General features: G+C 40.9%; 10 protein-coding genes and 2 rRNA genes (1 of these 12 cut by a window edge). 6 read left to right on the forward strand and 6 right to left on the reverse strand.

Going from position 1 to position 24,783, the window contains the following annotated elements; translation table 11 throughout:
* Window positions 1–66: 66 nt before the first annotated feature.
* Both ACSQ6I_RS06395 and ACSQ6I_RS06400 read right to left on the reverse strand, forming a co-directional pair.
* Entirely contained in the window at window positions 67–2,337 is a 2,271-nt protein-coding gene (locus ACSQ6I_RS06395) for a cation:proton antiporter domain-containing protein (protein ID WP_438889539.1), read from the reverse strand.
* 250 nt (window positions 2,338–2,587) lie between these two features.
* Window positions 2,588–3,142: an acireductone dioxygenase gene (locus ACSQ6I_RS06400; protein ID WP_438889540.1), complete on the reverse strand. Its 555-nt coding sequence runs from the start codon at window positions 3,140–3,142 to the stop codon at window positions 2,588–2,590.
* 199 nt (window positions 3,143–3,341) lie between these two features.
* Here ACSQ6I_RS06400 and ACSQ6I_RS06405 point away from each other — a divergent pair, with 199 nt between their 5' ends.
* Window positions 3,342–4,781: an FAD-binding domain-containing protein gene (locus tag ACSQ6I_RS06405; RefSeq protein ID WP_438889541.1), complete on the forward strand. Its 1,440-nt coding sequence runs from the start codon at window positions 3,342–3,344 to the stop codon at window positions 4,779–4,781.
* Here the strand turns inward: ACSQ6I_RS06405 and ACSQ6I_RS06410 are convergent.
* Window positions 4,778–5,227: a DUF3592 domain-containing protein gene (locus ACSQ6I_RS06410; RefSeq protein WP_438889542.1), complete on the reverse strand. Its 450-nt coding sequence runs from the start codon at window positions 5,225–5,227 to the stop codon at window positions 4,778–4,780. The genes ACSQ6I_RS06405 and ACSQ6I_RS06410 overlap by 4 nt on opposite strands.
* A 179-nt stretch (window positions 5,228–5,406) precedes the next feature.
* Between ACSQ6I_RS06410 and ACSQ6I_RS06415 the strand changes: the two genes are divergently transcribed.
* The gene (locus ACSQ6I_RS06415) at window positions 5,407–9,294 is read left to right on the forward strand and encodes a DUF2157 domain-containing protein (RefSeq protein WP_438889543.1); all 3,888 of its coding nucleotides are present in this window, start codon (window positions 5,407–5,409) and stop codon (window positions 9,292–9,294) included.
* A gap of 201 nt (window positions 9,295–9,495) precedes the next feature.
* On the opposite strand, the gene ACSQ6I_RS06420 is transcribed toward ACSQ6I_RS06415, so the two are convergent.
* Both ACSQ6I_RS06420 and ACSQ6I_RS06425 read right to left on the reverse strand, forming a co-directional pair.
* A complete protein-coding gene (locus tag ACSQ6I_RS06420) occupies window positions 9,496–14,910 on the reverse strand; it encodes a trifunctional serine/threonine-protein kinase/ATP-binding protein/sensor histidine kinase (protein WP_438889544.1) in 5,415 nt (1,804 codons plus the stop codon).
* 325 nt (window positions 14,911–15,235) lie between these two features.
* Window positions 15,236–16,186, reverse strand: coding sequence for an NAD-dependent epimerase/dehydratase family protein (locus ACSQ6I_RS06425; RefSeq protein ID WP_438889545.1), 951 nt, complete (start codon window positions 16,184–16,186; stop codon window positions 15,236–15,238).
* Between the two features lie 364 nt (window positions 16,187–16,550).
* Here ACSQ6I_RS06425 and purD point away from each other — a divergent pair, with 364 nt between their 5' ends.
* Window positions 16,551–17,837, forward strand: a complete 1,287-nt coding sequence (purD, locus tag ACSQ6I_RS06430) for a phosphoribosylamine--glycine ligase (protein WP_438889546.1) — start codon at window positions 16,551–16,553, stop codon at window positions 17,835–17,837.
* Between the two features lie 156 nt (window positions 17,838–17,993).
* A complete protein-coding gene (gene nblS / locus ACSQ6I_RS06435; protein ID WP_438889547.1) occupies window positions 17,994–20,018 on the forward strand; it encodes a two-component system sensor histidine kinase NblS in 2,025 nt (674 codons plus the stop codon).
* Window positions 20,019–20,268: 250 nt separating this feature from the next.
* Here nblS and ACSQ6I_RS06440 read toward each other — a convergent pair whose 3' ends face one another.
* Window positions 20,269–20,640 (reverse strand): hypothetical protein, encoded by a 372-nt coding sequence (locus ACSQ6I_RS06440; protein ID WP_438889548.1) that lies wholly within the window; start codon window positions 20,638–20,640, stop codon window positions 20,269–20,271.
* 381 nt (window positions 20,641–21,021) lie between these two features.
* Between ACSQ6I_RS06440 and ACSQ6I_RS06445 the strand changes: the two genes are divergently transcribed.
* Together ACSQ6I_RS06445 and ACSQ6I_RS06450 are read left to right on the forward strand one after the other, a co-directional pair.
* Window positions 21,022–22,510, forward strand: a 16S ribosomal RNA gene (locus ACSQ6I_RS06445).
* A gap of 352 nt (window positions 22,511–22,862) precedes the next feature.
* Window positions 22,863–24,783, forward strand: a 23S ribosomal RNA gene (locus ACSQ6I_RS06450) (it continues 906 nt past the right edge of the window).
* Together the 16S and 23S rRNA genes form the textbook arrangement of a ribosomal RNA operon.

A 24,783-nucleotide genomic window follows, 5' to 3' on the forward strand; every position in this document is an offset into this window, starting at 1 on the left:
TGGTTCATTTAATCCATATTCTTCTTGTAGCAAAAGAGTAAAAGCTAACTTAACACCCCCCCACCTCTACGGAATCACAGGTAACTCACAAGAAGGAGTAAAAAATTCTTGGAGTTCATTCAAACTGGTTAAACTACCGCAAAGCAGCACTTGATCACCTATTCTCAAATCCATATTGCCACGAGGAAAGCGGATAAATTTGCCATCTCGCCGAATTGCCTGGACTTTTACCCCATACTGTTCATCAACAGTTAAATCTGCCAGAGTCTTACCCAAAATAGGACAATTTGCTGGAACACTTATCCATTGACAAGCATTACTTTCTCCGGGAACAGCCGCATTTCCCTGAGCAAACTCTGCTAAAGCTGCTAACTCCTCACTTGCACCCACAACTAACAAGCGATCGCCCGCTTCTAGTTTAATCTGACTATTAGGATAATCAATCTCCTCCCCATTGATGCGACGAATAGCCATTAAACTCACCCCAATGAGATAGCGCATATCCGCTTCTTCTAAAGTCATCCCAATCAACGGGGAACCAGATGGTAAGTCATACCAACGACGATTCAAATCGCGGGTTACTTCCTGTAAATATTCAGAAACCTCAGCAGCAGAACGTTCAGGACGCAAATCTAAATAATGGTCTTTGCGGATTTCCTGCATTTGCTGTTGTACCACTGCTGGCAACAACCCAACACCAGTAAGTAAGTAGGTAGCCATTTCTAAACTAGCTTCAAACTCTGGTTGGACAACTTCCCTAGCTCCCAATTGGTAGAGGATTTCAATATTTTTATCCTGGGTAGCGCGGACAACTAAATCTAATTCTGGGGATAATTCCAAAGACCGTTTCAAGCATAAACGGATACTAGCAGGATCTGGAAGAGCGATCGCCATTCCTTGAGCATCATTCACCCCAGCAGTTTCCAAAACATGAAAACTCACCCCATTTCCATAAACATAAGGTATTCCCGCATCCCGTAATTGTTGAATCCGACTTTCTGATTGGTCAATCACTACCACAGGTAGATTATTTTGTTGCAACAACTTCACCAAATTCTTACCAATGCGACCATAACCGCAGACTACTATATGGTCTTTGCGTGGTAAATCTTCCGAAACATCACGCACCTGATCTTCTTCTAAGTAAGGTTTCAACCAAGGCATTGATTCAGCAAAATTGAATAAAAATGGTACTAATCGCAAAACAAAAGGAGTCAACATCAGCGTGACTGCGGTAGTTCCCAAAATTAGTAAATATATGCGTCGGGACACCAAGCCCAAAGCCTGTCCTTCACTAGCCAGCACAAAGGAAAATTCCCCAATTTGCGCCAGTCCCAACCCCACAATTAAAGCTGTTTTCAGTGGATAGCCGAATAATTTAACTAGGGGAGTGATAATTAAAAATTTACCAATAAAAACAAGTCCCACCAAGCCGAGAATCAATTCTAGATTGTTCCACAAAAATACTGGGTCGATTAACATCCCAATAGCAGCGAAAAATAAACTAGCGAAGATATCCCGTAAAGGTTCAACAATGGTCAGAGTTTCGTCAGCGTATTCCACCTCAGAAATCATCAAACCGGCGACAAATGCCCCCATTTCAATTGATAAACCTAAATATTCAGTCAGTAGGGCAATACACAAACATAGAGTTACCACTCCTAATAGAAATAGCTCCCGACTTTCAGTGCGGGCTATGAGTCTAAGCAAAGGGGGAATTAACCAAATTCCCGCCACAACTGCACCGGCTGCAAATAGACCAATTCGCACCAAAGCTGTTAGTACTGCCATACCCAGGACTTCTCCAGGCTCGTGCAGGGCTGGTAACACTGCTAACATTAACCCCAAAGCTAAATCCTGGACTACCAAAATCCCCAGCATGACTTGACCGTGAGGTGTTTCGGTTTCGTTGCGTTCCATCAAGCACTTGAGAACAACTGCTGTGGAAGACAAAGACAGAATTGACCCTAAAAATACCCCTTTTGCGGGTAAAGTTCCCCAAGCACCTGTGATCCCACACACCAAAACGGTGATGAGAATGGTGAGGATAATTTGTAGTCCACCTCCCCCAAGTGCGATCGCTTTTACTTTCTTCAGTTCCCCAAAAGAAAACTCCACACCCAAAGCGAATAACAAAAAAGCCACCCCAAACTGAGCCAGGGTTTCTACCTGCACAACTTCTTTAATGACCCCCAGTCCGGCTGGCCCCACGACCATACCGCCAATCAGATACCCCAGTAATACAGGTTGTTTTAACAACGCAGCCAGCAGTCCACCACAGGCGGCGACGGCGAGAACCGACACCAAATCAACAATTAACCGAAAATCCTCTTGCACCAGTTTTTATCAGAACTATGAAGAACTATAGGAATCCTAAATCATTTCTGAAAAATCTTAAGTAGTGTAAGGTGGGCATTTCCCACTATGTAAATTTCAACAATCAAATAGGAATCCTATATATCAACTCAGCATACAAACTTTTATGTCCTTCAGGGGAGGGGAGGCAAATATGTTTATATAATGAGCAGCGCGAGAAAGAAATTAGTAGATGCTTTTAAATGTGTTTTCTTATTTTAATGAAACTTTCTCAGCGTGGTTTATTGAGCAAATCACTCAGATGAGTTCCTGTATAATTTGGCATCCAACCCTCCACAGTTGTGAAATAGCGAATCACCTTAAAATGCAACAATGCAGAAGGACTACTCCAATGTTCAACTTCCGATGGAATGTGAATATAGTCTTGTGCTTGAATTAATAACTTTACTTGACTACCATCAGGTTTAACAAAACCATAAATCATCTCTCCTGCCAATAAGTAAACAGCTTCAGCCGCAGTATGAGTGTGGTAACGTCCATAGGTTGCTATCAGTGTTTCTAGATTGGGTGAACCTGGATGAACACTCAGCAAGTCACACCATAAATAATCGTTTTCTTGCTGTAGAAATTCAAACACACTGTTATGAAGTCCCACCACATAACGCTTCTCAGATTCTGTCACCACATCTTGATCTAGTAGATGAGGAAAAAGCAGCGATGTACCAGGGTCATAATGTCTGATTGTGATCCCTAAAGGTGCTAATTCATCTATTATTCGATTTAAATCAGTTTCAATCGTCCCGTCGTCCAGTAATAAAGTCGCCATGACAAAATCAAAATACTAAATAATCTATCAAGGATAGTATACTTAAATTTACATCAAAACGCCACTATTCCGACCAAGTAAATGGCGTTTTTTATAATACTGCGATTTTATCTGTGTATCTAATAAATTTATTCAGTGGCGTGATGCTAAATACTACTTTTAGTTTTAAACTAGTACAAATAAACTGCATCAAGAACGAATGTCTGACCTAATTTTATTTTGGCATCGCCGCGATTTACGTATTTCCGATCATACAGGACTGGCTAAAGCCAGAGAACAGAGTCCAAAGGTAGTAGGTGTGTTTTGCCTTGATCCTGATATTTTACAACGAGATGACATAGCACCAGCTAGAGTCACGTATATGATTGGATGTTTACAAGCACTGCAAAAGCGATATAACCAAGCTGGTAGCCAATTGTTAATTCTGCAAGGTAATCCACTCAACTTAATTCCGGCTTTAGCGACAGCATTACAAGCAAAAGCAGTGTTTTGGAATTGGGATGTAGAACCATATTCTCAAACACGAGATATGGCTGTCATTGATTCCTTAACAGCAAAAGGGATTCAGTTTCTCAACCAAAATTGGGATCAGTTACTTCATTCACCAGCAGAAATTTTTAGTGGTTCTAAAACCCCCTATACTGTTTATACTCCTTTCTGGAAAAATTGGATTAGTAAACCCAAAGCCACTCCAGTAGAAACGCTACAAAATTTTACAGGTTTAACAGCACAAGAACATGAAATTGCTCGACAAGCAGGTGCAATTAATTTACCTTCTGCTCAAGATTTAGGCTTTATTTGGGATGGAGAATTAGTTATTGAACCAGGGGAAGCCGCAGCACAGGAACGTTTAGAAACTTTTACCCATTCTGCCATTAATGAATATCAAGAACAGCGTAATTTTCCTGCTATTGATGGGACATCACAATTAAGTGCAGCTTTGAAATTTGGTGTCATTGGTATTCGTACTGTTTGGCAAGCAACAATAGAAGCATTAGAAAATAGTAATAGTGAAGAAGTAACAGCTAGTATCCGCACCTGGCAACAAGAATTAGCTTGGCGAGAATTTTATCAACACGCCATGTACTATTTCCCAGATTTAGCTGACGGTGCATATCGAGATAGTTTTAAAAGTTTCCCCTGGCAAAATAATGAAAAACATTTTCAAGCTTGGTGTGAGGGAAAAACGGGTTATCCGATAGTTGATGCAGCCATGCGGCAGTTAAATGAAACAGGCTGGATGCACAATAGATGTAGAATGATAGTTGCCAGTTTTTTAACTAAAGATTTAATCATTAATCCCCAATGGGGAGAAAAATATTTTATGCAGAAACTCATTGACGGTGATTTATCTGCTAATAATGGTGGTTGGCAATGGAGTGCTTCGAGTGGCATGGACCCGAAACCATTAAGGATTTTTAACCCCGCAAGTCAAGCGCAAAAATTTGATGGAGAAGGGGAATATATTCGCCAATGGGTATCAGAATTAAAGTCTGTAGAGACGCAGTTTTTAATAAGTGGTAATATTACACCTTTAGAGCGTCGTTCTATTGGTTATCCTGCACCAGTTGTAGATCATAAAAAGCAGCAGGCTTTGTTTAAGGAGATATATAAAGAGCAAAAGGCTGGTATGGATTAATTTCGACGTTTAGAAGGGAAGGATGTAAACATTAACCATAATCTACACAAAACAAATACAGAACTTAATCCAGTAGCAAAAGTTAAACCACCCCAGATTTCATCCCATGAGTTAATCATAGCAGACTGAGGATTTTCATGATTATATAATACTTCAACCTGCTGTCCTTTAGTATACGAAGGTAGGTTATTGCTGGTGTTAGATTCAAATGTTGTTAATTTACCTTGCTGTGGAGTGAATTTTATCAGTAGACGATAATTGTAATAAGTTATACGTTGCTTAGGCTTAGTTGAAGGACTTTTCAGCACATCTATGACAAAACCTTGTGCTGGTATAGCTGTAGTGAGAAAGGATTGGGTATCTATGCCAGCTTTTATGCAAGTAGTGCCAAGAAAGCTACCAAGAAGAGAAATTAATAAACCGTGGAGAAAAAGACTTTTATTCATAAAAAAGTGACAGTTTCCACAAATGGCTACAATATACCTGGTATTTTTAAGGTAAAAGGTAACTTTTCTTTGCGTCTTTGCGCCTTTGCGTGAAATATTCTTACAACTGGCACAAGAAACACCAAAATGTTGTAGCATCACAATCAAAATATAAGTATCTACTGATACGGTTGGAACTTATGCCATCACCCCTAGACAGTCCACTCAAAATTGAACTGAGCATACCTTCTTTCCATCCTCAGTTATTAGAAGGACTAGATATTTGGTTGCGTCTGGGTTTGATATCTGATACTCAAGTTAAAAAGCTGTGTCGAGATTATCTTGTTTGTGCTGTCATCCTACAACCTCAGTTACAAAATCAGCCACAAGAGGTATTGACAAATTTTACCATAACAAAACCATTAATTGCTACTTTACCCCCAAAACCAAAAGCACCAGCTAAACCAAATTTTGTCACTTCCATGTTTCAATCATTGGGTGAAGAATTAAGTGTCCGCTGGTTATTGTTTTTAGGCGTATTTTTAGTAGTTTTATCCTCTGGTGTATTGGCAGCAAGTCAGTGGGAAAGATTCCCTGCTGTTGGACAATATGGGGTTTTATTAGCTTATACTTTGAGTTTTTGCGGTTTCACTTTTTGGGCTGGAAAACAAACTAATCTCAGATTGACAGCACAGACTTTATTAATTGTGACTTTATTATTAGTGCCTGTCAATTTCTGGGCAATGGATAGCTTCAATTTGTGGATAAATCCTATTAATTGGATAATATTAGCTTTTGCCTCTCTGTTGTTATCAACAATTACAGTTTTACTGTGTAAAAGTCGCACAATTATTACTAATTTCCCCAGTGGTAAATTACCTTTGGTAAATATTCTGGGTTTGAGTTATCTGCATTGGGGTTGGAATTTAGCTGGATTTCCCCTAATTGCCGTATATTTGGCAATGCTAGGTACAACTATTATTACTATTTATCAAAACCCACAACAAAATCAAGGTGAACAGCGTTTTAGTGGGAGTTTTGGTATATATGGCTATGTAATTATTTATGCTTTAGTATCTCTGTTAACACGGGCGATTTTTCTAGCCGATGTAAATATCACTCAGTTAGGTTTAGCTATTGGTATTTGTGGTGGGTTAGTGATTTGGTTATCAGAGAAGAACCTCACCCCCAACTCCCAAGCACAGAGGGCGGCAAGAAAGACAACAGATGCGACTTCACCTCCTGAACTCAACTTACTTTGGGAAAAGCTAGGGGAAATTTTGCTGTTTTTAGGTTGGTTGGTGTCAGTATGGACTCAACCAGCACAAGCTGTGGCTGTCAGTGGTATAAGTTTGTGGTTTTGTAGCCGTCGTTTACAAAGGTGTAGTTTTAAAGTTGATGTCGCGGCTATTTTCTTTATTGGCTTACAAACGACTTGGCTATTTTGGCGGTTAGTACCTGATCAATTGCAGCAATTAGCAATTAATACAGCTACTTCTCTTACCAATTCCCAAAATCAACCTTGGGCATTATTGAGTATTGCTTTATTTCCTTACATCATTTTGATGTTGGTGTTAACAGATCGTCTCTATCGTGATCAAAAGCAGGAATTAGCAACGTTTGGTGAACAGCTAACCCTATTATTAGGGGTTTGTTTAACGATGTTCGCTTTACTAAATCCTATATTACTAACTCTCAACTTACTATTTTCTACCATTACTCTGGCTATTGTCACTAAACGCCATTCTTTCCTTCCTTATCTAGTCTATTTAACTCATATCACAGGAATTTCGACACTTTTTTCTACTATCAATTGGCTGTCACCAAATTTAAATCAGGAAATTTGGGCAGCAATTTTGTTAACTGTAATGGTTGCAGAATGGGTATTTAGTCTGGGTGCAGGAATCTGGAAACGTAGTGCTTGGTATATCGGTTTAGGGCTTGCTGCTTTCAGTTTTGTCTTATTATTTGTAAATCTGCAATCATCTACCTATGGCGTGATTTACAATTACAACCGCTGGGGAGTGATTTGGTTAATTACACCTGTAGCACTAACGGGTTTAGGGATTCGCACTACTGAACAGCGTCGCATTATCAATACTTATTTGAGTGTTTTAGCTGTCATAGTTGCCCAATTTCTCACTTTACCCTTACCAGAAACCCGATTAATTGGTTTAGGTGTAGGTGTAGGTGTGATGTTTGTGAATACTGGCTATTTGAGAAAAGAAGGGACTGCGGGGTTAACAATTGGTTTTGGACTGGGTTTTATTGCGGCGTTATTGTGGAGTTTCCCCAGTTTAGCGGTATCTACTTGGTTGATAGTGGGTGCGATCGCTACCTTAAGTTTATGGTTAGGGCGTAGTGTCCTTTTACGACAAGGTACAGAATTAGCAGTTATTTATGCAGCCGCAAGTGACAAATGGGCGATCGCACTCACTATCCTAGAATTATTAGGCATCACCGTACATTCATTTCTTATTTATTCAGGAAATACCATTGCCGGAATCCCCTATTTGATCGCCACAGCGATCGCTTTAACCGCAATTATCTATCGCACTTGGCAACAACCAACAAACTGGGCATTTTATGGTATCGGTTGGTGTTTAGAATTATTAGTCGCCGAAATACTAGGGTTTGGAGAACACTCAATTATTAAAATCGGCATTGCCAATATCACCCTCGGCTTAACAACCCAACTATTCGGGGAATGGTGGCGACGAAAATATCAATCAACAAACTTACCCAGTAGTTTCCACATTCTCCCCCTCATCTATGGTGCATTTAGTGTCATCTTGAGGTTCAACACCTTCACCGACTGGACAGGTTTATATAGTTTGGGTGTAGCCTTAATTTTAATTGGCGTAGGACGCAGAAGAGAAGAATTCAAACCCCTGCTTTACTTCGGCATCATTGGCCTATCCATCTCTGCCTATGAACTCCTCTTTTATCAAATGTCCCAAGCCTCAGGAGGAGCATTAGGTGATGGATTAATTGCCATGTCAGCCCTTGGTGCTACCATCATGTATGCTTACCGCATCCTCTCCCCTTGGTTGATTAGTTACTTGCGTCTCACTCCAGGAGAACTCAAAAATATTGCTCATCTACATTGGGTTTGGAGTAGTTGCTTATTCCTAGCTGCCATTACAGTTCCCATTCAAATTAACCTCTCTGTAGGAATAGGAACAGGGTTATTTTTGATGCGCTATGCCATTTGGCAAGGAAGGAAAAACACCCTGAATATTCCTGTACAAAGGTATTGGGGAATAGAAATAGATGAAATATGGGTTTACCTGGGTTTAATAGAAGCAGGTATTGTGAATATTTATTTTCAGTATTTACCCGTATTAAGTTTTATCAGTAAACTGTTGCTGCCTTGGCGTGCTGCATTAGCTTGTATAGTCGCCTACTTTATTTACATCATACCTTGGGAAAATTGGGGTTGGTCAAAAACACCTTGGCAACGAGCCGCATACATCTTGCCATTAATCATTATTTGGCAAACTCAACAACAAATCTACCCCATTACCCTAGTTCTGTGTGCTGGGTTTTATATCTTTCTAGCTATAGTCACATCACAATTGCGTTTTACATATCTGAGTGTGGCATTAATTGATTGGGCTTTATTTCGTGAGTTTAATTATTTACGGCTTACAGATAGCTTATGGTATGTCACACCTATTGGATTATCACTCTTATATGTTGCTCAAATAGATCAACAACTCAGACTACCTGAATCTAAAGCAATTCGCCATAGCTTACGAATATTAGGTAGTGGTTTAATTTGCAGCTGGGCAGTATTTTTTCATCAAAATCTGCCCTTCATACCTGGAATTTTCAGCCTCATTGCCATTTTTGCGGGATTAGCTTTGCGAGTACGTGCTTTTCTCTATGTTGGTACAGCCGCTTTCTTGATCACCAGCATCTATCAATTAGTGATTTTCAGTCTCAGTTATTCTTTCTTAAAATGGATAGTGGGTTTGCTAGTTGGTATTCTATTAATTTACATTGCTGCTAACTTTGAAACCCGACGTACCCAAATAAATATCCTCATTCGCAACACCATCGACGAATTTGAAAATTGGGAATAGGTTAATTAGGGACTTCCAAATAAAAAAATGTACAAAAATTTCTTGTGGTGCGGGCATCCTGCCCGTCCCACAAGATTGGATAATTTATTTTCTGGTGTTCCCTTAGGCTTTGCTAAAAAAGTTTTTTGGTGATAGCGCAGCGTGGCGTAAGCCATAGAATTATGAGTCAGAAGCAAGAAGGAAGGAAGAATCATCATTTATTCACACGGACACTGGAATCTCTATTATAAACTCAGTACCTTCACCAAGAATGGAATTACAACTCAGTTTACCAGCATGGGTTTCTTCGATAATTTGTCTAGCGATAGCTAATCCTAATCCTGTACCTTTACCAACTACTTTAGTAGTAAATAAATAGTCAAATATTTTCTGTTTTACTTCTTCTCTCAAACCCTTAGCATTATCAGCAATTGATATTTTCACCCAATTATTTTCTGTTAATGTTTTAACTGTAATTTTGTTAGGATTTGCCTTAATTTCTGCGAAACTGCGCCCCATATTTAACTCATCTAAAGCGTCAATAGCATTCGCTAGGATATTCATAAATACCTGGTTTAATTGACCGGGGAAACAGTCTATTTGTGGTAAATCACCATACTCATTTATAACTTCGATCTCTGGATGTTGTTCGTTAGCTTTGAGACGATGTTTGAGAATCAAAATTGTACTATCAATACCTTCGTGAATGTTGAATGGTACTTTATAATTTTGATCAGCACGGGAGAAAGTTCTTAAACTGGTGCTGATGTTTTTTAACCTCTCACAAGCAATGATCATTCCATTAATCATCTTGGGCAAATCTTCTAAACTATAATTCAAATCAATTTCTTCGGCGTGTTCAATAATCTCTTCGCTCTGATTTGATAGATTTGCTTGATAAAGTTTTATGTGTTCGATAATATCATCAAGGGCGGGTTTAGTTTGTTCGAGAGTGGCATAAATAAATCCCAAAGGATTATTCATTTCATGAGCAACCCCAGCAACTAAGTTACCTAATGCGGACATTTTCTCGCTTTGGACAATTTTTAATTGGGCTTGTTGTAAGTTTTCTAGTGCTTGTTGGGCTTGTTGGTAAAGTCGAGCATTTTCTAAAGAGATGGCTGCTTGGGAGGAAAGTAGGTTAATTAATTGTAATCTTGCTTGGGTAAATACTCCAGAGGTAATTTTGTTTTCTAAATATAAAATCCCAACTAAATGTCCTTGGTTAATAATTGGTGTGCATAATGTACTTTTTGGCTGATGCTCTAGCATATATTCGCCAATTAGCATAGTAATATCTGTTTTACAGTTATCTATAACAACGGTTTCCTGAGTATTTTTGACGTAATTAATAATTTTTATGGGGACATCTTGACTAGTATCTAGTAATTGTGGAGCAAGGCTTGTCTGTATTTCACTTTGTAAATTTGCTTGATTAACCAAGGTAATTGCTCGGATTTGCCAAGTATCTTCCTGGGGAAGAATTAATACAGATTTTTTCGCACCAGAGTTTTCTAAAATAATTTGGGTTAGATTAGTAACCAGTTCATCTATTTCGATACTACTAGAAATTGCTTGAGCAGCTTTGAGGATAGAGGTAAAATCTAATGTATCGGAAATACTGGTGGTAAGATCGCTAGAGCTATGATCAGATAAGGATGTTTGAGAAAAGGCTCTGGTGGGAATTGTTTCCCAGGGATTAAGGTGAAATCGTCGCTGTTGCAGGATGGGTTTGAGTAGTTGGGGATAGCGTTTTTCTAGGTCACGGATTTTGGCTTTTGTTCCCCAACGGGTATAGCAGTAGTAGGCTTGTTGCATATATCCTGCGGCGATTGTTTCTTTGCCCCAGTCGAGGTAGAATTTTGCTGCTAGTTCGTTAGCGATCGCTTCTTCTTGGATGTATTTGTTCTCCTTAGCTCCTGAGATAGCGCGATCGTACCAATCTCCGGCTTCATAATTTTTCCCTAATACCCGATACTTTTCTGCTTGGACTAAATCAACCTTATGCTGGTAATTCATGGGTGCATAATATGCCCAGTGCTGTAACTGGGTTTGGTTTTCTGCAACATGATGCAATTCTTCTGATATTGCGTCTGAATTTTGACTCAATTTTGCCAGAACAATCAGAGAATCATAGAGATAAAACGCAGGTTCGCTGACCAGTCCAGCACCAGCCATAAAATATCGTCTGACTTCAATTGCATGGTTTTTAGCTGATTCTAGTTCTTCAAACAAGTAGCAAAGTACCAGGCTATACATATAGAAAGCATACAAACCATATCCATCATTGGCAGACAAGAGTAATGGCAGAAATTCCTGCGCTTGAAAGGCTTCTCCTGACAAAATGCTAGGGTGTTCCGTAAAACCCAACAAATTTAAAATAGATTGCCGATAAATTCGACAGTAATTGGCTGTTGTCAATTGGTTAAGTTGCGCCAACTCATGGCTGTAGACGCGAGTATTTTGTTCTAAAGTCTCCAAAGGTTGACCACACCAAAAAGAATAGCTACAAAAATTGTGAGCATTATGCCCAGCAAACTCTAGGTTTCCGACTTCTAGTGCGGTTGTATAGCCTTCTTGCAAGAGTGGTAGCATTTCTTCAATGTGAGCTTTACGTTGCAAAATGTAGATTCCCAGAATTAGCAAAACTTGAGGTTTAGTTGTTTTGGTATCTAGTTTTGAGAGGATTTGAAGTACTAATTGACCGAATTGTGTTGCCGTATCCACATCTTGTAAAAAATTACATAGCATCACACCATAGCTACTATAAATATAGGCTGAAGCCGATGTATTTCCGTACAGAACCGATAGTTTAACTGATAAGCAAATCAGTAATGGGAATAACGGTGAACCAGAGAGGTAAGCCACTGGCATGATACTACTGGCAATCTGGACAATTGCGATTTTTGACCCATCTGTCATCATGGGTAGGTGAACTAAATCTTGAATTTCCCTGTTTGCAATCAGTTCCCCAATCTCTTGGATTGAGCGTTGAATATCAGTCGGTGTGGGTGTTTCAGGAAATGTGACACCAAGTTGTTGGAGAATTTGTTGTGCGATCGCAATGGCTTCGGCAAATTGATTCTGGGAGATATGAGATTGAATTTTAATGCGGTAAACATTAACCTGTTCCAGCAAAGAGTGCGCTTGTTTATTGACAATACTAATCAACTGCTCCATCTGTGCAAAATCGCCACACAGAGAAGCTACTTCAGCCGCTAATTCATGCAGTTCTAAGGTGAGTTTATATTGCCGTTGCCAAGCATTTTCTTCTAACAGGGATAACCCAACTGTGGCATATTCACGCGCCGTTTGATAAGCAGTTGCAGTTCTAGCTTTACAACAGGCGATCAAGTTAAGTTGTGCTAATTCCTCCAACTGCGTTTGTTCAACTATTAAAGCAATGCCATAATTTAACTGATTAACTACTTCAAAAATCCTTTCTTCTCTAGCTTCTGGCGAAAATTTTTGCAGTAATAATTGCCCAATCTGATAATGGACATTTTGTTTTTCTACTTCCGGAATCAAAGAATAAGCAGCTTGTTGAATGCGATCGTGTAGGAATTTGTATGTCACAATCTCCGCATTCTCTTGATTACCAGATCCATGTTCTAAGCCAATATAAAATTTATAAATATCACTTTGCGGTAAAATCAAACCTCCTTGCAAGGCTTTCCATAAAAAATCTGCCGTTTTTACCTGGGATTGTTCGCAAACAATAGCTAATGTTTCTAAATCAAATTCATTACCAATACAAGCAGCTAGTTTCAAAACATTTTGAGTTGATTCCGGCAATTTTTGTAATTGCAATGTCATGAATTCAACTATTTCATTTGTGAGGGCTTTTTGATTAATATCTGCTATGTCACATTGCCAACATCCTTGGTCATAATTAAAAAAGATCAGTTTCTCTTGGTGTAAAGCTTTAAGAAATTGAGTTGCAAAAAATGGGTTACCTTGAGTTTTTTGATAGATTAGTTGTGAAAGTGGCAATGCTAATTTTTCCTCACAAACCAAGGTATCTGCTACTAACTGGTTTAGTTTAAATTCATTCAGTGGATTGAGAGTAATTTTGTTAATTATTGCGCCAATTTTATCTATTTGATCCAACGTCAATCTTAAAGGATGAGCTGGAGAAACTTCATTATCTCTATATGCACCAATTAATAATAAATGTCCATTAGTAGCTTCACTCATCAACAACTGGATGAGTTTCAAAGAAGCTGAATCAGCCCATTGTAAATCATCCAAAAATATTACTAATGGATGTTCTTGAGTCGTAAATACTTGTATAAACTTTTGCAAAAGTAAATTAAATCTATTTTGTGCAGTACTACCCGATAATTCTGCCGTGGGTGGTTGTTTACCAATAATTATTTCTAATTCAGGAATTATTTCAATAATAACCTGAGCATTATCTCCTAATGCTTGGAGAATTTTATTGTGCCATTGTTGAATTCGTTTATCACTTTCTGTGAGTAATTGTCTCATTAAATTGCGGAAAGCTTGCACAAATGCCGAGAAAGGAATATTGCGATTAAATTGGTCAAATTTGCCCTTAATAAAATATCCCCGTTGTTTAACAATCGGTTTATGAACTTCCGAGACTACGGCAGTTTTTCCAATCCCAGACAACCCCGCGACTAACATCATTTCGCTGTTTCCTGTGGATACTCTGTGAAATGCTTTTAGCAGTTCCTCCACTTCCATTTCTCGACCGTATAATTTTTCCGGGATAATAAATTTATCACAAATATCTCTCTTGGCAATTTCAAAATATGAAATTTTTCCTGTTTCTTCTAATTGCAAAAGACATTTTTCTAAATCATACTTTAGTCCTAAAGCGTTTTGATATCTATCTTCGGCATTTTTAGCCATTAATTTCATAACGATATCAGAAACAACCTGTGGAATATCTTCTCTGTCAGTTAATAGGGGTGGTTTTTTGGCAATATGACAATGCACTAACTCCATTGGATCATCTGATTTAAACGGTAATTCTCCAGTCAGCAATTCATACAAAGTTACACCCAAAGAATAGAAATCGCTACGATAATCTACCCCTCGGTTCATCCGTCCAGTTTGTTCCGGGGAAATATAAGCTAGGGTTCCTTCTAATAAATTAGGACTAATTATTGTTTGGGTTTCCCAGGGAAGAAGAGAAGCAATACTAAAGTCAATTAGTTTAACTTGTTTTGTTTCTGGATGAATTAGAATATTTGCGAGTTTAATATCTTTATGAATAATATTATGACGATAGAGAAAAGCTAAGGTATGGCATATAGATATAGCAATTTGTAAAAACTGGATTAGGCTTTGTGATTTCTTTCCCTCTTTACTTCTCCATTCAGTGAGGGAAATCCCCCCAAAATCTTCCATCACCAATACATAGCCATTTTGGTATGCTTCCAAACTGTAGGTTTGGATAATTCCGGGAAAGTTAAGATTTTTGGCAATGGTATATTGATTGCGGAATTGTACAATTTCGCTAAAGCTAGAATAAGGATTTTTCAGCAGTTTAATTACCACTGGTTTTTGGTTAGTTTCTTGGAAAGCTCGATAAACCAGGGTTCTGGAACCATCATAAAGTTTTTGACCAACTTTGTATCCCGGAATACTGACTTGAGTGCTAATCATATTGTGTTTATCCTTGAAACTTCCAGGTTTAGTATTCCCAGATGCGCGAATCAATTTACTTCAAGAGCAAAAATATTTTACTGAAAAAAAATGACAGGGGAAACCCGTATTTTTCACCACAATTATCAAACCCTGATGAAATCTAGATTTCGGTTTTTCACACTGCATCAAAAAATAATCTATCAAAAATCTGGGAAACATATTTTGGTTTACTGATTATCGGCAGTGCGAACGCGAGACTTGTGAGAAATGTGGGGAAAAGGAAGAACGAAGAATCCCTTCCCCAAATTTAGGGAAAATCAAAAAATATTTGCGTGGAAATACTTCAAGTATATAAACCCTTAACCCACTCCCATTCTTGCTTCAAACCATCCCTTAGAGAAACCTGTGGCTGATATCCAAGAATTTTTTGTGCCTTAGATACATCAGCAGCAGTGTGACGCGCATCTCCCATAGCTTTTTCAATGTGGTTACGTTTGATAGGCTTACCAACGATTTCCGTCATTGTATCCAATACTTCTGACAAAACCACCCTACTCCCACCACCAATATTAAAAATTTCCCCTACCGCTTCCGGTACAGTAGCTGCGGCTAAATTGGCAGCAATGGCATCACTGACAAATGTAAAATCTCGCGTTTGCTGTCCATCACCATATATAGGAATTGCTTCATCCTGCAAAACAGCTTTAAAAAACTTATGAAATGCCATATCAGGGCGTTGTCTTGGCCCATAAACAGTGAAATAGCGCAAGGAGACAAAAGGTACACCAAAATTTTTATGGTATAGTCCACACAATCTTTCAGCTGCTAACTTGGTAATACCATAGGGTGAAACTGGTTGAGGAGCAATTTTTTCATGAGTAGGTAAAGTTTCGGCATCACCATACACGCTTGATGTGGAAGCAAATACTAACCTTTTCAAAGATTTTGCATCTTTTGCAGCTTCTAACAACAGTTGTGTAGCACTAATATTGCGTTCAGTGTAAGCCCGAAAGCCTTGTCCCCAAGAATTTCTCACCCCAGCTTGTGCTGCCTGATGATAGACTACCTCTACATCTTGGAGAATTTTTGGCAAATCTAAAAATTGAATGTCGCCTTCAATTAAGGTAAAGTTAGGCGATCGCTCGCAGGTAGCAATATTTTTTCGCTTTAACAGTGGATCATAGTAATCATTAAATTCATCAATGCCAATTACTTCTTCTCCCTGTTGCAATAATGTATCAACCAGGTGAGAACCTATAAACCCAGCGGCTCCAGTAACGATAATTTTAGTCATGTCGCTTAGTTTTTGATTTTTTGAGTTTTTTAAGCAGAGTCAAGCTAACTATTCAACAGTTAAACTAATTAAGGATATATTTTTAAGTACTCGTGTTCATCTTTACTTAAAAAATACAGGAATTAACGAAATCATTACAATTTTAATTTACAGTGATGAATTTTACTTGTGAATAAATTCATCAAAATACCAATTAATTCAGTCGCATGATCACGAAAAATATCACCCAACTAGATTTTAGAGGAATGTTTACCCAGTTCCCAATCTCCAGTTAACCCTTGATTAGAAGGATAATTAGTGAAAAAATTGATCTGCGAGTAGCCTTGAGGCATTCTCGTTTCGCAAGAGACGCACGAGGAAATCAGTGAAGGTTTTAATTGTAGGTAATGGGGGACGTGAACACGCTCTAGCGTGGAAGCTGTTGCAATCAAAGAAAATTGAGCAAGTTGTCTGTGTACCTGGAAATGGGGGTACAGCAAGTATGGAAGGTTGCCAAAACTTGCCCCTCTCAGTTAATGACTTTGCAGGTATCAGCCAATTTGCTTTAGAAAATGATATTTCTTTAGTAGTGGTGGGGCCAGAAGTGCCTTTGGCCAATGGAATTACAGACTATCTCCAAAGTCAAGGACTGATGGTATTTGGCCCAGTTAGGGCAGGAGCGCAAATTGAGGCTAGTAAGGCTTGGGCTAAGGCTTTGATGCAGAAAGCCGGAATTCCTACAGCCAAGGCAGCGGTATTTACAGAAGCAGCAGCAGCAAAATCCTATGTAAAAGCGGAAGGAGTGCCAATAGTTGTCAAAGCTGACGGACTAGCCGCTGGTAAGGGTGTAACAGTTGCTCAAACTTTAGAACAGGCAGAAAATGCCATTGATGCGATTTTTCAGGGGCAGTTTGGCAGTGCAGGCAATTTTGTTGTTATTGAAGAATGTTTGCTAGGAGAAGAGGTTTCTGTTTTAGCATTAACAGATGGTTTAACAATTCGTCCGTTATTACCTGCTCAAGATCATAAACGCATTGGGGAGGGCGATACAGGAGAAAATACTGGGGGAATGGGAGCCTATGCTCCAGCGCCTATTGCTACAGTAGAGTTGATGGCACGGGTTCAAACCGAAGTTTTAGAAAAAGCGATCGCAGCTTTAAGAACCGCAGGCATTGACTACCGAGGCGTGCTGTATGCTGGGTTAATGGTTTCACCTGATGGCAATTTTAAAGTTTTAGAATTTAACTGTCGCTTTGGTGATCCAGAAACACAAGTTATTTTGCCATTACTAGAAACACCTTTGGAAGATTTGCTCTTGGCTTGTATTCAACAGCGGTTAGGAGAAATGGCTCCAATTGCTTGGAAACAGGGGTCTGCCGCTACTGTAGTGGCTGCTTCAGGTGGTTATCCTGGAGATTATGAAAAAGGCAAAGTAATCACTGGTATTGAGGAAGCTGAAACTGCCGGAGCAATCGTGTTTCACGCCGGTACGAACTTAAATACAGCCCAACAAATCGTGACAGATGGTGGTAGAGTTTTAAATATCACTGCAACGGGCGAAAATTTCCCACAAGCGATCGCTCAAGCATATGCTAGTATCAAACACATTCAATTTCCAGGGGTGTATTACCGTGGAGATATCGGTCATAGAGTCCTGAAAACCCAGTTATAAGTTAGCAGGTTAGTAGTTTTTCGATTTTTCCACCACCCTATCTATCCCTCTTCCCAATTTCTCCCTAACACTTTTGTAGAATTAACTGTTAATTTTTAAGTTGTTAGGGTAGAAAACACAGAACTATTAACAATAATATTTTAAGTATATTTTAAGATGCTAGCTTTTTTAACAACAATCCGAGATGCGTTTGCCAATGGCGTGTCGAAAACACTCGCTCATTGGTGGTATGAGTTCACCCTCCAAACCAAACTCTTAGCTGTCGCTACCTTGGTAGTTTCCCTGGTAATGAGTGGTCTGACTTTCTGGGCAGTGAATACAATTCAGCAAGATGCGCGTCTTAACGATACCCGCTTTGGTCGTGATCTAGGACTACTACTTGCATCTAACGTTGCCCCACTTGTTGCTGATCACAATCTCACAGAAGTTGCCCAATTTTCCCAACGCTTCTATAGCAGCACCTCCAGCGTGCGTTATATGCTTTACGCTGATGAAACCGGAAAAATCTTTTTTGGCATTCCTTTTTGGGAACCAGAGGTAGAAAACTCCCTCACCATTAAGCGAAAAATACAACTACCAGAAGATTATCCTGGAAATGATGATCAACCAATGGTACGTCAACATAACACTCCAGATGGTGCAGTCACCGATGTATTTATCCCTCTAATCGTCAATCAAAAATATTTAGGTGTCTTAGCAGTCGGTATCAACCCCAATCAAACCGCAGTTATATCTACCAACTTCACCCGTGATGTCACCATAGCCGTCTTCATCACTATTTGGGTCATGGTGATTTTAGCAGGGGTAATTAACGCCTTAACCATTACTAAACCAATTAAAGAACTACTCGTAGGGGTAAAACAAATTGCTGCTGGAAATTTTAAACAGCGAATTGACTTACCTCTAGGAGGAGAATTAGGTGAGCTTATTTTTAGCTTTAATGAAATGGCAGAACGCCTAGAGCGCTACGAAGAGCAAAATATTGAAGAACTAACAGCCGAAAAAGCCAAGTTAGAAACCTTGGTTTCCACCATTGCCGATGGTGCAGTATTAATTGATAATAATATGCAGGTAATTTTAGTCAATCCCACAGCGCGGCGAATTTTTGCTTGGGAAGGGATTGATGTAGTAGGTAGAAATGTATTGCATCATCTACCTCAAAGCGTACAAATGGAAATTACCCGCACATTATACGAAATGGCAGCAGGTGAACGTGAAAGTGCCGAATTTCGCATCCCCCTCGACCAACCAACCAAACGAACTATCCGTATTCTCTTAACTACAGTACTTAACCTGCAACGAGAAAGTATTAAAGGTATCGCCATTACAGTTCAAGATATCACCCGTGAGGTAGAACTGAATGAAGCTAAAAGCCAATTTATCAGCAATATTTCTCATGAACTCCGAACACCCCTCTTTAACATCAAAACCTATATAGAAACACTGCATGATTATGGTGAAGACTTAGATATAGAAGAACGGCGTGAATTTCTCGAAACTGTCAACCATGAAACCGACAGACTTACCCGGTTAGTCAACGATGTTCTAGATTTGTCAAAACTTGAATCCGGTCGTACCTACAATTTTGATGGTGTGGATTTAGCACAAGCACTAGAGCAGACATTACGTACTTACCAACTCAATGCTAGAGATAAAGGAATTGAACTCGTTCAGGAAGTTGCTCCTAACCTACCTCTAGTTATAGGTAATTATGATTTATTATTGCAAGTATTTGGTAACCTAATTGGTAACGCTCTGAAGTTTAGCCCAGCAGGTGGCAAAGTAGTAATCCGAGCCTATCAGATAAATCCTCAACCCCACTCTCCCTTGTCAGCTACTGACGGAAACTCTGCTCTCGCAGAACTGCGACATGAAGATAATTATCGTTCCAAAGTGCGGATCGAAATCAGTGATACAGGAATTGGCATTGGACAAGAAGACCAACAAGCCATCTTTGACCGCTTTTTCCGAGTAGAAAATCGAGTTCACACTCTCGAAGGCACAGGATTAGGTCTGTCCATTGTCAGAAACATCATGGAAAGACATCACAGTCAAGTTAATTTAGTCAGTGAAGTTGGTGTGGGTACTACATTTTGGTTTGATTTAGACATTTTTGATGAAGAAGTATCACTACCCCTATTGGAAACTACTAATGAAGCGTCTGAAGTTACAACAACCTGAAGCTTGGGTAGAGAATTTATTTGGAATTTTGAATTGTTATGTATACTAAAAACGGTTTAGAAGTAAAATTCTGATAGCGCAGCGTGGCGTATGACTCCTGCGTCGTCACGCAAGCTATAGCCATACGAAGTGTATCCCTTACGGGAGCAGTAGGCTCTAGAATCTTCGAGATAGTTCCCTGCACTACGTTACGCCCAATATGACTAAGTCCAAATTTTACCCGTTTGCAGTATATATTCATTTTAGGATGCTAGGCTGCGGACAGGGCAATAAGCATACATACCAAAACTATAAAAATTAGTAGCAGCAAGGCCTGATGGCGTTGAAGCCATTTTTTTACAACTACTAATCCACTGTTTTCACTCTGCTGTAGCAATAACTCTAATTTACTCTCTTCCAAATTTTGATAAAGCGTGCAGCTTTTGGCATAAGGACGTTGAGGAAAGTTACAACTATCATCTTGGTGATAGACACAGTTTTCACACAAATAATAGTCCCCATTAGCTCGGTGTAAGGGAACTCCAGGATGTCCATAGGCTTTCAGCGTAATCCGGCAATAGGGGCAAGTAATTGCCTGACTATCAATAGTTTGATGACAACGGGAACAAGATACAGTACTCAAAACCTGAAGGAAAAATAGGTAAGTCAACATTGTTGATTCTAGCCATTTACGAAAATAAAGGAATGCCCACTTAGGAAAGACTCTTTTTTATATACAGCTAGTGAACTAAATCCTTTACACATAAGGCTGCCAGCCACAAAGAACCTCATTTACAAACCCAACCTAAAAAAAGTTTTCAAAACCCCTTGACAGAAGAGAGGAAGAATTGGTATGTTTAATAAGTGAGGGCAAAAGCCCAATGCGCTGAACCGAGAAAAGATAATAATACTTTGAAAGAATAAAGACGACCATTCCTCGTCAAAAAAAATCAACTGAACAATCCTGGAAAGAAAAATAGAGGATTGAAGAGGTTAAAGAATTAGAGCTTAAGAAGAACGAACCAAAATGGAGAGTTTGATCCTGGCTCAGGATGAACGCTGGCGGTATGCTTAACACATGCAAGTCGAACGGAATCCTTAGGGATTTAGTGGCGGACGGGTGAGTAACGCGTGAGAATCTGGCTTCAGGTCGGGGACAACAGTTGGAAACGACTGCTAATACCGGATATGCCGAGAGGTGAAAGATTAATTGCCTGGAGATGAGCTCGCGTCTGATTAGCTAGTTGGTGGGGTAAGAGCCTACCAAGGCGACGATCAGTAGCTGGTCTGAGAGGATGATCAGCCACACTGGGACTGAGACACGGCCCAGACTCCTACGGGAGGCAGCAGTGGGGAATTTTCCGCAATGGGCGAAAGCCTGACGGAGCAATACCGCGTGAGGGAGGAAGGCTCTTGGGTCGTAAACCTCTTTTCTCAGGGAAGAAAAAAATGACGGTACCTGAGGAATAAGCATCGGCTAACTCCGTGCCAGCAGCCGCGGTAATACGGAGGATGCAAGCGTTATCCGGAATGATTGGGCGTAAAGCGTCCGCAGGTGGCCATGTAAGTCTGCTGTTAAAGAGTCATGCTCAACATGATAAAAGCAGTGGAAACTACACGGCTAGAGTACGTTCGGGGCAGAGGGAATTCCTGGTGTAGCGGTGAAATGCGTAGATATCAGGAAGAACACCGGTGGCGAAAGCGCTCTGCTAGGCCGTAACTGACACTGAGGGACGAAAGCTAGGGGAGCGAATGGGATTAGATACCCCAGTAGTCCTAGCCGTAAACGATGGATACTAGGCGTGGCTTGTATCGACCCGAGCCGTGCCGTAGCTAACGCGTTAAGTATCCCGCCTGGGGAGTACGCACGCAAGTGTGAAACTCAAAGGAATTGACGGTGGCCCGCACAAGCGGTGGAGTATGTGGTTTAATTCGATGCAACGCGAAGAACCTTACCAAGACTTGACATGTCGCGAATCTTTCTGAAAGGAGAGAGTGCCTTCGGGAGCGCGAACACAGGTGGTGCATGGCTGTCGTCAGCTCGTGTCGTGAGATGTTGGGTTAAGTCCCGCAACGAGCGCAACCCTCGTTTTTAGTTGCCAGCATTAAGTTGGGCACTCTAGAGAGACTGCCGGTGACAAACCGGAGGAAGGTGAGGATGACGTCAAGTCAGCATGCCCCTTACGTCTTGGGCTACACACGTACTACAATGCTACGGACAAAGGGCAGCTACACAGCGATGTGATGCTAATCTCATAAACCGTAGCTCAGTTCAGATCGCAGGCTGCAACTCGCCTGCGTGAAGGAGGAATCGCTAGTAATTGCAGGTCAGCATACTGCAGTGAATTCGTTCCCGGGCCTTGTACACACCGCCCGTCACACCATGGAAGTTGGTCACGCCCGAAGTCATTACCCCAACCGTAAGGAGGGGGATGCCTAAGGTAGGACTGGTGACTGGGGTGAAGTCGTAACAAGGTAGCCGTACCGGAAGGTGTGGCTGGATCACCTCCTTTTTAGGGAGACCTAATCCATTGAGATATCGAACACAATCAGTAATTAGATTCTTAATTGGTCTATCCTAGGTCGGTCGAGATTGGTTGAAAACTTTCAAAGTATTATTATTATTGGTTCGGTTAAATTTCATCAAATCACAAGAATTGGAAAAGAGTCAGCAACTGACGAAGAGTCAGACTGCTGGATTAAAACCAGCCAGAACCTTGAAAACTGCATAGTAACGCGAATTAGCAGGCAGACGAAACTGAGTACTGAGTAAAGAGTACCGAGTAATGAGTGAAAAACTCAAAACAGAGTAGGAAAGAATCAGGAAAGCAGAAAAGTTTGCGAGTCGAACAAATGTATTGAAGTGGTCAAGCTAATAAGGGCTAATGGTGGATACCTAGGCACACAGAGGCGAAGAAGGACGTGGTTACCGACGAAATGCTCCGGGGAGTTGGAAGCAAACTATGAGCCGGAGATATCCGAATGGGGCAACCCTATGTACTACCTGCTGAATATATAGGCAGGAAAGAGCCAACCCAGCGAATTGAAACATCTTAGTAGCTGGAGGAAGAGAAATCAAATAGAGATTCCCTAAGTAGTGGTGAGCGAAAGGGGAAGAGCCTAAACCAAAGGGTTTACCTTTTGGGGTAGTGGGACAGCGATATCGAATCTGGAGGCTAGACGAAGCAGCTAAATACTGCACCAGAGGGGGTGAAAGTCCTGTAGTCGAAAGTCAAAGGATAGTAGCTGAATCCCGAGTAGCATGGGGCACGAGGAATCCCATGTGAATCAGCGAGGACCACCTCGTAAGGCTAAATACTACTGTGTGACCGATAGTGAACCAGTACCGCGAGGGAAAGGTGAAAAGAACCCCGGAAGGGGAGTGAAATAGAACATGAAACCATTAGCTTACAAGCAGTGGGAGTCCGATTAAACGGATGACCGCGTGCCTGTTGAAGAATGAGCCGGCGACTTATAGGCACTGGTAGGTTAAAGCGAGAATGCTGGAGCCAAAGGGAAACCGAGTCTGAAGAGGGCGATAATCAGTGTTTATAGACCCGAACCCTGGTGATCTAACCATGGCCAGGATGAAGCTTGGGTAACACCAAGTGGAGGTCCGAACCGACTGATGTTGAAAAATCAGCGGATGAGCTGTGGTTAGGGGTGAAATGCCAATCGAACCAGGAGCTAGCTGGTTCTCCCCGAAATGTGTTTAGGCGCAGCGGTAATGATTATATCTGGGGGGTAAAGCACTGTTTCGGTGCGGGCTGGGAGACCGGTACCAAATCGAGACAAACTCTGAATACCCAGAGCACACATTGCCAGTGAGACAGTGGGGGATAAGCTTCATTGTCAAGAGGGAAACAGCCCAGACCACCAGCTAAGGTCCCCAAATCATCGCTAAGTGATAAAGGAGGTGGGAGTGCATAGACAACTAGGAGGTTTGCCTAGAAGCAGCCAACCTTGAAAGAGTGCGTAATAGCTCACTAGTCAAGCGCTCCTGCGCCGAAAATGAACGGGGCTAAGCGATGTACCGAAGCTGTGGACTTAGAGAATATCTAAGTGGTAGGGGAGCGTTCCGTCGTAGGTAGAAGCAGTAGCGGCAAGCAGCTGTGGACGAAACGGAAGTGAGAATGTCGGCTTGAGTAGCGCAAATGTATGTGAGAATCATACACCCCGAAACCCTAAGGGTTCCAGAGCCAGGTTCGTCCACTCTGGGTTAGTCGGGACCTAAGGCGAGGCCGAACGGCGTAGTCGATGGACACAGGGTCAACAATCCCTGACTATGATGTGGGAGCATGACGAGGGACGCATGAAAGATAGCCATACCCTGATTGGTTTGGGAGGAGTTTACGAACTCCGCATGGTTAATGATAGTGCCAAGAAAAGCTGGTCATGTGATGAAGACATCGTACCCGTACCCGAAACCGACACAGGTAGGGAGGTTGAGTATACCAAGGGGCGCGAGATAACTCTCTCTAAGGAACTCGGCAAAATGGCCCCGTAACTTCGGAAGAAGGGGTGCCCACCTCAGACGTGGGTCGCAGTGAAGAGATCCAGGCGACTGTTTACCAAAAACACAGGTCTCCGCAAACTCGTAAGAGGACGTATGGGGGCTGACGCCTGCCCAGTGCCGGAAGGTTAAGGAAGTTGGTCAGCGAAAGTGAAGCTAGCGACCGAAGCCCCGGTGAACGGCGGCCGTAACTATAACGGTCCTAAGGTAGCGAAATTCCTTGTCGGGTAAGTTCCGACCCGCACGAAAGGCGTAACGATCTGGATGGTGTCT

Origin of the sequence: Anabaena sp. WFMT, from assembly GCF_051781005.1 — a bacterium.
Taxonomy (GTDB): domain Bacteria; phylum Cyanobacteriota; class Cyanobacteriia; order Cyanobacteriales; family Nostocaceae; genus Anabaena.

What these genes read in the sequence shown, in the direction of transcription:
- ACSQ6I_RS06415 (WP_438889543.1), top strand. Translation starts at nt 5,407, where the DNA reads ATGCCATCACCCCTAGACAGTCCACTCAAAATTGAACTGAGCATACCT.
- ACSQ6I_RS06405 (WP_438889541.1), top strand. Translation starts at nt 3,342, where the DNA reads ATGTCTGACCTAATTTTATTTTGGCATCGCCGCGATTTACGTATTTCC.
- ACSQ6I_RS06425 (WP_438889545.1), bottom strand. Translation starts at nt 16,186, where the DNA reads ATGACTAAAATTATCGTTACTGGAGCCGCTGGGTTTATAGGTTCTCAC.
- ACSQ6I_RS06400 (WP_438889540.1), bottom strand. Translation starts at nt 3,142, where the DNA reads ATGGCGACTTTATTACTGGACGACGGGACGATTGAAACTGATTTAAAT.
- nblS (WP_438889547.1), top strand. Translation starts at nt 17,994, where the DNA reads ATGCTAGCTTTTTTAACAACAATCCGAGATGCGTTTGCCAATGGCGTG.
- ACSQ6I_RS06420 (WP_438889544.1), bottom strand. Translation starts at nt 14,910, where the DNA reads ATGATTAGCACTCAAGTCAGTATTCCGGGATACAAAGTTGGTCAAAAA.
- ACSQ6I_RS06410 (WP_438889542.1), bottom strand. Translation starts at nt 5,227, where the DNA reads ATGAATAAAAGTCTTTTTCTCCACGGTTTATTAATTTCTCTTCTTGGT.